The organism is Streptomyces sp. NPDC059037 (genome assembly GCF_042740015.1).
GTDB lineage: Bacteria > Actinomycetota > Actinomycetes > Streptomycetales > Streptomycetaceae > Streptomyces.
Genome location: NZ_JBHYIG010000024.1, coordinates 48,603 through 56,615, shown reverse-complemented (window position 1 = coordinate 56,615; position 8,013 = coordinate 48,603). Strand labels below are relative to the sequence as shown.

The 8,013-nt window shown below is 69.7% G+C and carries 6 protein-coding genes; 5 read left to right on the top strand and 1 reads right to left on the bottom strand.

Annotation, left to right across the window (positions count from 1 at the left end; all coding sequences use genetic code 11):
* Positions 1-118: 118 nt before the first annotated feature.
* Positions 119-607 carry an inorganic diphosphatase gene (locus ACFWY6_RS08195; protein ID WP_135330561.1) on the bottom strand — a complete coding sequence of 163 codons (489 nt, stop codon included), beginning with the start codon at positions 605-607 and terminating at the stop codon, positions 119-121.
* 85 nt (positions 608-692) lie between these two features.
* Between ACFWY6_RS08195 and dacB the strand changes: the two genes are divergently transcribed.
* From dacB to ftsH, 5 genes are all read left to right on the top strand, one after another.
* A complete protein-coding gene (gene dacB / locus ACFWY6_RS08190; protein WP_384687420.1) occupies positions 693-2,246 on the top strand; it encodes a D-alanyl-D-alanine carboxypeptidase/D-alanyl-D-alanine-endopeptidase in 1,554 nt (517 codons plus the stop codon).
* A 153-nt stretch (positions 2,247-2,399) separates the two neighbouring features.
* Complete coding sequence (locus tag ACFWY6_RS08185) at positions 2,400-3,521, top strand: zinc-dependent metalloprotease (protein ID WP_266863781.1); 1,122 nt, start codon at positions 2,400-2,402, stop codon at positions 3,519-3,521.
* Positions 3,522-3,745: 224 nt separating this feature from the next.
* On the top strand, positions 3,746-4,867 hold the full coding sequence (gene tilS, locus ACFWY6_RS08180) for a tRNA lysidine(34) synthetase TilS (protein ID WP_384687419.1): 1,122 nt from the start codon (positions 3,746-3,748) through the stop codon (positions 4,865-4,867).
* A gap of 51 nt (positions 4,868-4,918) precedes the next feature.
* Positions 4,919-5,479: a hypoxanthine phosphoribosyltransferase gene (hpt, locus tag ACFWY6_RS08175; protein WP_135330538.1), complete on the top strand. Its 561-nt coding sequence runs from the start codon at positions 4,919-4,921 to the stop codon at positions 5,477-5,479.
* A gap of 215 nt (positions 5,480-5,694) precedes the next feature.
* Positions 5,695-7,719, top strand: coding sequence for an ATP-dependent zinc metalloprotease FtsH (gene ftsH / locus ACFWY6_RS08170; protein WP_384687418.1), 2,025 nt, complete (start codon positions 5,695-5,697; stop codon positions 7,717-7,719).
* Positions 7,720-8,013: the final 294 nt, after the last annotated feature.

Here is an 8,013-nt window from a genome sequence, read left to right as displayed (position 1 = left end):
ACCCAACCAACCGACCGGCCCCCCCCCCTACCACCCCGGGGGGGGGGGGGGGCCCCCCCCGCGGCGGGCGGCGCGGCGCCCCCCCCCGCCCCCCCCGTCAGAGGCGGGGGAGGCTGGGTCAGTGACCCTGGGCCTCGGCACGCTTGTACGACTTCTCGATCTCGGCCTCGGCGTCCGCGCGGCCGACCCAGTCGGCGCCCTCGACGGACTTGCCGGGCTCCAGGTCCTTGTAGACCTCGAAGAAGTGCTGGATCTCCAGGCGGTCGAACTCGGAGACGTGGTGGATGTCGCGCAGGTGCTCCACACGGGGGTCGGAGGCCGGCACGCAGAGCAGCTTGTCGTCGCCGCCCGCCTCGTCGGTCATCCGGAACATGCCGATCGCGCGGCACTTGATGAGGCAGCCCGGGAAGGTCGGCTCGTCCAGGATGACGAGGGCGTCCAGCGGGTCACCGTCCTCGCCGAGGGTGTTCTCGACGAAGCCGTAGTCCGCGGGGTAGCTGGTCGACGTGAAGAGGCGACGGTCCAGGCGGATCCGGCCGGTCTCGTGGTCCACCTCGTACTTGTTCCGCGAACCCTTCGGAATCTCGATGGTGACGTCGAACTCCACGGGTGGCTCCTCCATGATCAGCACATACTTCGGGTGGTTAAGTGTCCCTCACGCAGAAGTGTGATCGCGAAAGGGGCTGGTCGTCGTGCCTGAGCTCAAGCCTTGGCAGCAGACCCGGCAGCTATTGAGGCAGCTTCCGAAGCCTTCGGCTCCCAAGCTCCCCGGCGCTCTCAAATCTCCTGCGAAACTCAAGACCTGGCAGCTCACAGCGGGTGCCGCCACCGTCGGACTCGCTGTCGCGGCCGGGGCGGTGGCCGCGGCCGGCCCTTGGGACTCCTCCGGTCAGCGTACGGCCGAGCGGGACTGGGCCGCTTCTCAGGAGGCCGGGGGTGGCGCAGATCACGGCGCTCGTACGTCCGGACGAGCGCCGGAAGCCGCCCCGAGCGCCCCTTCCGTGCTCAGCGGGCTCGGCGCTCCTGCCGGTGGCGCGAAGGGCGGTGCGGCGGCGCCCGTGCCGAACGGGAAGGCGCTCGCGGGGGTCCTCGACCCGCTGATGAAGGACAAGGCCCTCGGCCCGGAGCGCTCGGCCGTCGTCGTCGACGCGGACACCGGGGAGCGGGTCTACGGCAAGGGGGTGGGCGAGACCCTGACGCCCGCGTCCACCACGAAGATCGCCACGGCCGTGGCGGCGCTGACCGCCGCCGGAGCGGACCACCGCATCACCACGAAGACGGTGATCGAGCCGGATTCGAAGGACGTCGTCCTGGTCGGCGGCGGCGATCCCACGCTCACCGCCCGCAAGGACGGCCCGTACGCGAAGAGCTCGGCGAGCCTGCGCGAGCTGGCCGAGGACACCGCACGCGCCCTGAAGGACCGCGACGCCGACAAGGTGACTGTGTCGTACGACACCTCGTTGTACGCCGGTCCTTCGAAGCACCCCATCGGGCCGAACGAGAACCTCTCCCCGGTCACCGCCCTGATGGCCGACGAGGGCCGCCTCGACGACTCCGCGAGCGGGCCCGCCGCGCGCTCGGACGACCCGGCGAAGGACGCGGCGAAGAAATTCGCGGACCTCCTGAAGGACCACGGCATCGAGACGAAGAAGGACCCCGGCCCGGCGAAGGCGTCCGGCCGGGCGGAATCCCTCGCCAAGGTCGAGTCCCCGCCGCTCTCGTCCCTGGTCGAGCGGATGCTGACGCACAGCGACAACGACATCGCGGAGGCCCTGGCCCGCCAGACGGCGCTCGCCGCGAAGGAGCCGGCGAGCTTCGACGGCGCCTCCAAGGCGATCGACACGGAGCTGGGCAAGGTCGGGCTGCCGCTGGCCGGGGCGAAGTTCGCCGACGGCAGCGGCCTCGACCGGGCCGACCGGATCTCCGCCGAGCTGCTCGCCGCGCTCCTCGACCGCGCCGCCGACCCGGCCCACCCCGAACTGCGCTCGGTGGTCACGGGCCTCCCCGTGGCCGGCTTCACGGGCACGCTGGTCGACCGCTACCCCAAGGAGTCCCCGGGCACCGGCGTCGTACGCGCCAAGACCGGCACCCTCACGGGCGTGAACACCCTGGCGGGCACGGTCGTGGACGCGGACGGCCGCCTCCTTGTCTTCGCCTTCATGACAACAGGTACGACGGACCCGAAGGCGGCGCAGGCGGCACTGGACGGAATGGCATCGGCGGTGGCGGGCTGCGGCTGTCGCTGAGGGGGCCCCGAAGGGGCGCGGGAAACTGCGTGACCAGCCACGGCGGTGTTGCAGTCGGCCGACGGCCCGTGTTCTCCCGACTGGGATCACCTAGGGGGAAGGTCAGGGCTCCAACCTCCTCCGCAGCCGGACACGACCACGTACCGTTGACGCATGACGAGCATCGGTGGTGCGGAGATGGTCGACTGGAATCTCGCGGTGGCGACCGCGACCCGGCTCGTACGGCCGGGTCCAGAAGTGAGCCGGGACGAGGCGCGTGCCATCGTCGCCGAGCTCCGCAAGCATGCCAAGTCCTCGGAGGAGCACGTCCGTTCCTTCACCCGGATGGGGACGGGCGACATCCATGACACCCCGGTGCTCGTCGTCGACCGGGCCGGCTGGATCCGGGCGAACGTGGCGGGCTTCCGGGAGATCCTCAAGCCCCTCCTCGACAAGATGCAGGACCGCCGCGGCAGCGGCCCCGGCGGCGCCATGCTCGGCGCGGTCGGCGGCAAGGTGACGGGCGTCGAGCTGGGCATGCTGCTCTCCTTCCTCGCCTCGCGCGTTCTCGGGCAGTACGAGACCTTCGCCCCGGCCACCCGCGACCTCCCGGCGGGGGAGAACGGCGGCGGCAGGCTCCTCCTCGTCGCGCCGAACATCGTGCACGTCGAGCGCGAACTGGACGTCGACCCCCACGACTTCAGGCTCTGGGTCTGTCTGCACGAGGAGACGCACCGCACCCAGTTCTCCGCCGTGCCCTGGCTGCGCGACCACCTGGAGGGGGAGATCCAGTCATTCCTCTCCGAGACCGACGTCGACCCGATGACGTTCCTGGAGCGCATCAGGGAGGCCGCCCAGTCGCTCGCCGGCGGCCGCCCCGAGGGCGAGGAGGACGACGGGGGCCGCTCCATCGTCGAGCTCGTCCAGACCCCCGCCCAGCGGGAGATCCTCGCCCGCCTCACGGCCGTCATGTCGCTCCTGGAGGGCCACGCGGACTTCGTGATGGACGGGGTCGGACCCGATGTGGTGCCGTCCGTCGGCGAGATCCGTGAGAAGTTCCAGCAGCGCCGCGCCCGCGGGGCGAGCCGCCTCGACCAGGCGTTGCGCAAGCTCCTCGGCCTTGACGCGAAATTGCGCCAATACCGGGACGGCGAGCGTTTCGTCCGAGCCGTCGTCGGCGAGGTCGGAATGGACGGCTTCAACCGCGTGTGGACTTCGCCGAACACCCTGCCCACCAAGGCGGAGATCGCCAAACCGGCGGACTGGGTCGCGAGGGTGCACCGTAAGGGAGAGTGAGGGACCGGATGCGGCCGACGGCAGGAGAACGCCCCCGCAATCACCCGTCCGAGGGACCGTGAGCCATGGGTAGGCGTGCAATGCTCGGGGAACGGCTCGGCTCTGTCACCATCGACACACTCTGAGTGACTAATCTCGTGAGGTCTGACTGAGGCCCGATCTCCTGATCGGTCCTGAGTGACAGGTCCGAGGCTCACCCCCGAACTTCATGAAGGGAACCGGACATGGGTCCCCATCCTGCGGTCGCGGCGATACGCCTGGCGGTCCGCCGCGTACTCCACGACGTACTGACCGACGTACAACGCACCGATCACCAGCGCCCCGACGCACCGCGCCAGGACGCCCGTCCCGACGCACGGCGCGACCCCGGGCGCGTCCCGCGCGCCTCCCGCCCCCACGACCCTCCACGCGAGCAGGCCGCCCCGCCACTCGTGCTCGTCGCGTGCTCCGGCGGCGCCGACTCCATGGCGCTCGCCTCCGCCCTCGCCTTCGAGGCCCCCAAGCTCGGCATCCGCGCCGGCGGCGTCACCGTCGACCACCGGCTGCAGGACGGCTCCGATCTGCGCGCCGCCGAGGTCGTCTCCCGCCTCACCGCGCTCGGCCTCGACCCCATCGAGTCCGTGGCCGTCGACGTCGGCAGGGACGGCGGCCCCGAAGCCGCGGCCCGCGACGCGCGCTACGCCGCCCTCGACGCCGTCGCCGAGCGGCACGGCGCCGCCGCGATCCTGCTCGGCCACACCCGCGACGACCAGGCGGAGACGGTTCTGCTCGGCCTCGCCCGCGGCTCCGGCATCCGCTCCCTGTCCGGGATGGCGGCCGTCTCCGGCGGTCCCGGCGCCGACCGCCGCTACCGCCGCCCGTTCCTGCACATCGACCGGCAGACCGCCCGCAAGGCCTGCATGGTCCAGTCGCTGCCCGTCTGGGACGACCCGCACAACACCGACCCCGCCTACACCCGCTCCCGGCTGCGGCACGAAGGACTGCCCGCCCTGGAGAAGGCGCTCGGCAAGGGTGTCGTGGAGGCACTCGCCCGTACGGCCCAGTTGTCCCGGGATGACGCCGACGCCCTGGACCACTGGGCCGCGCAGGCCGAAGCCTCCGTGCGCGACGCCACGGGACTCCTGGAGTGCGCCAAGCTCTACGCCCTGCCGCCCGCCGTACGCCGCAGGATCGTGCGCCGCGCCGCCATCGAGGCGGGCTCCCCGGCCGGTGCGCTGTTCGCCCGGCACATCGAGGAGATCGACCGGCTGATCACCGGATGGCGCGGTCAGGGAGCCATCAATCTGCCGGGCAAAGTCGTGGCTCAGCGCCAGGGTGGCAGACTGGTTATCCGGCAAGGCTGTTGACCGAGGGGGCCCTGGTCCCCGCGCAGCCGGTGTGACGGACGACCGAAAGTGATGCGGGTGGACGCGAAAGACATGGGCACCGACCTTCAGTCGGTGCTCATCACCAAGGAAGAGATCGACGCGAAGCTGGCTGAGCTGGCCGCGAAGATCGACGCGGAGTACGCGGGCAAGGACCTGCTGATCGTCGGAGTCCTCAAGGGCGCCGTGATGGTCATGGCGGACCTGGCGCGTGCGCTGTCCACCCCGCTCACGATGGACTGGATGGCTGTGTCGTCGTACGGCGCCGGCACCCAGTCCTCCGGTGTGGTGCGGATCCTCAAGGACCTGGACACCGACATCAAGGGCAAGCACGTCCTGATCGTCGAGGACATCATCGACTCCGGTCTGACGCTGTCGTGGCTGCTCTCCAACCTCGGATCGCGCGAGCCCGCGTCGCTGAAGGTCTGCACGCTGCTGCGCAAGCCGGAGGCGGCCAAGGTCGCGATCGACGTGGAGTGGGTCGGCTTCGACATCCCGAACGAGTTCGTCATCGGGTACGGCCTGGACTACGCGGAGAAGTACCGCAATCTGCCGTTCGTCGGCACGCTCGCTCCGCACGTCTACGGCGGCTGAACGTTCCGCCTACCGGCGGCTGATCCCGGCCCTCCCGGCCAACTCCACTGGGACGGCCGGGAACCCTCACCCGTTTCCCGCCGTTGGAGCATGCGAAGACGGGTTTGTCAGCCGTCCCGTGCGGCTTCGGGTGACAATGCTGGGGTACCGTCCGAAGAACAGTCTTTATCAAACTCACTATGGCAGGAGGGACGGGGCGTCATCGCTCCGTATGGATGGACGTGAAGCGATACTTCCGTGGGCCAGTCATGTGGATCGTGCTGGCCGTCCTTGCCGTGGTCGTGTTGATGCAGGTCGTCGGTTCGTCCGGCGGCTACAAGACGGTTGACACCGGCCAAGTGGTGCAGGCGATCAACGACGACAAGGTCGAGTCGGCCAAGCTCACCACCGGTGACGAGCGGACCATCAAGGTCGAGCTCAAGGGCGACCAGAAGATCAAGGACAGCAGCAAGATCCAGGCGAGCTACATCGGCGACCAGGGCGTCGCCATCGCCGACACCTTGCAGGAGAAGTTCGAGCAGAAGAAGATCCCGGACGGTTACACCGTCTCGGAGTCGAAGCAGAACCCGTTCGTCGGCATCCTTCTTTCCCTGCTCCCCTTCGTCCTCATCGTCGTCGTCTTCCTGTTCCTGATGAATCAGATGCAGGGCGGCGGCTCCCGGGTCATGCAGTTCGGGAAGTCCAAGGCCAAGCTCATCACCAAGGACACCCCGAAGACGACCTTCTCCGACGTGGCGGGGTCCGACGAGGCCGTCGAAGAACTCCACGAGATCAAGGAGTTCCTCCAGGAGCCGGCCAAGTTCCAGGCCGTCGGCGCCAAGATCCCCAAGGGTGTGCTGCTCTACGGCCCGCCCGGTACGGGTAAGACGCTGCTCGCGCGCGCCGTCGCGGGCGAGGCGGGCGTCCCCTTCTACTCGATCTCCGGTTCCGACTTCGTCGAGATGTTCGTCGGTGTCGGTGCCTCCCGAGTGCGTGACCTCTTCGAGCAGGCCAAGGCGAACGCCCCGGCGATCGTCTTCGTCGACGAGATCGACGCGGTGGGCCGTCACCGCGGCGCCGGTCTCGGCGGTGGCCACGACGAGCGCGAGCAGACGCTGAACCAGCTGCTCGTCGAGATGGACGGCTTCGACGTGAAGGGCGGCGTCATCCTGATCGCCGCCACGAACCGGCCCGACATCCTCGACCCGGCGCTGCTTCGCCCCGGCCGTTTCGACCGGCAGATCGCGGTCGACCGCCCGGACATGCAGGGCCGTCTGGAGATCCTCAAGGTTCACCAGAAGGGCAAGCCGGTCGCCCCGGACGTCGACCTGGGCGCGGTCGCCCGGCGCACGCCCGGCTTCACGGGTGCCGACCTGTCGAACGTGCTGAACGAAGCGGCGCTCCTGACGGCGCGCAGCGACAAGAAGCTGATCGACAACCACTCGCTCGACGAGGCGATCGACCGCGTCGTGGCGGGCCCGCAGAAGCGGACCCGGATCATGTCCGACAAGGAGAAGAAGATCACCGCGTACCACGAGGGCGGACACGCCCTGGTCGCGGCGGCTTCCCCGAACTCGGACCCGGTGCACAAGATCACGATCCTGTCCCGCGGCCGGGCCCTGGGTTACACCATGGTCCTGCCCGAAGAGGACAAGTACTCGACCACGCGCAACGAAATGCTCGACCAGCTCGCGTACATGCTGGGCGGGCGCGCGGCCGAGGAGCTCGTCTTCCACGACCCGACGACGGGCGCGGCGAACGACATCGAGAAGGCCACCGCGACCGCGCGGGCCATGGTCACGCAGTACGGCATGACCGAGCGGCTCGGCGCGATCAAGTTCGGCGGCGACAACACCGAGCCGTTCCTGGGGCGCGAGATGGCGCACCAGCGTGACTACTCGGAAGAGGTCGCGGCGCTGGTCGACGAAGAGGTCAAGAAGCTCATCGAGACCGCGCACAACGAGGCCTGGGAGATCCTCGTCGAGAACCGCGACGTTCTCGACAACCTGGTCCTCCAGCTCCTCGAGAAGGAGACCCTCAACAAGGAGCAGATCGCCGAGGTCTTCGCCGGCATCGTGAAGCGCCCGGCCCGCCCGGCGTGGACCGGTTCCTCGCGGCGTACGCCCTCGACCCGCCCGCCGGTGCTCTCCCCCAGGGAGCTGTCGCTGACGAACGGTGCGAACGGCTCTACGCCCGCGGTCACCGCGGGTGCGTCGGAGACGCCCATCGAGGTGACCAAGGAGGATCGCCCCGAGAGCTGACCCCGGTCGCCTCAGCAGGCCCGGAATGGATGCTGCGCCCCCCTGGTTTTAGCCTGGGGGGCGCAGTTTTTTCGTACGCAGTTGCGCGCAGGCACGCAGAACGCAAGGAACGAGGCACCAGATGACCGACCCTGTGACCCTGGACGGCGAGGGCTCGATCAGCGAGTTCGACGAGAAGCGGGCCGAGAACGCCGTGCGCGAGCTGCTGAGAGGGGGGGGGGGGGTCCCCCCCCCCGGGATTCACCCCACAAACCAGTCCGCGCCCCCCCACGACCCGGAGAGCCCGTTCAGACC

What these genes read in the sequence shown, in the direction of transcription:
- ACFWY6_RS08185 (WP_266863781.1), top strand. Translation starts at nt 2,400, where the DNA reads ATGACGAGCATCGGTGGTGCGGAGATGGTCGACTGGAATCTCGCGGTG.
- tilS (WP_384687419.1), top strand. Translation starts at nt 3,746, where the DNA reads ATGGGTCCCCATCCTGCGGTCGCGGCGATACGCCTGGCGGTCCGCCGC.
- hpt (WP_135330538.1), top strand. Translation starts at nt 4,919, where the DNA reads ATGCGGGTGGACGCGAAAGACATGGGCACCGACCTTCAGTCGGTGCTC.
- ftsH (WP_384687418.1), top strand. Translation starts at nt 5,695, where the DNA reads ATGGACGTGAAGCGATACTTCCGTGGGCCAGTCATGTGGATCGTGCTG.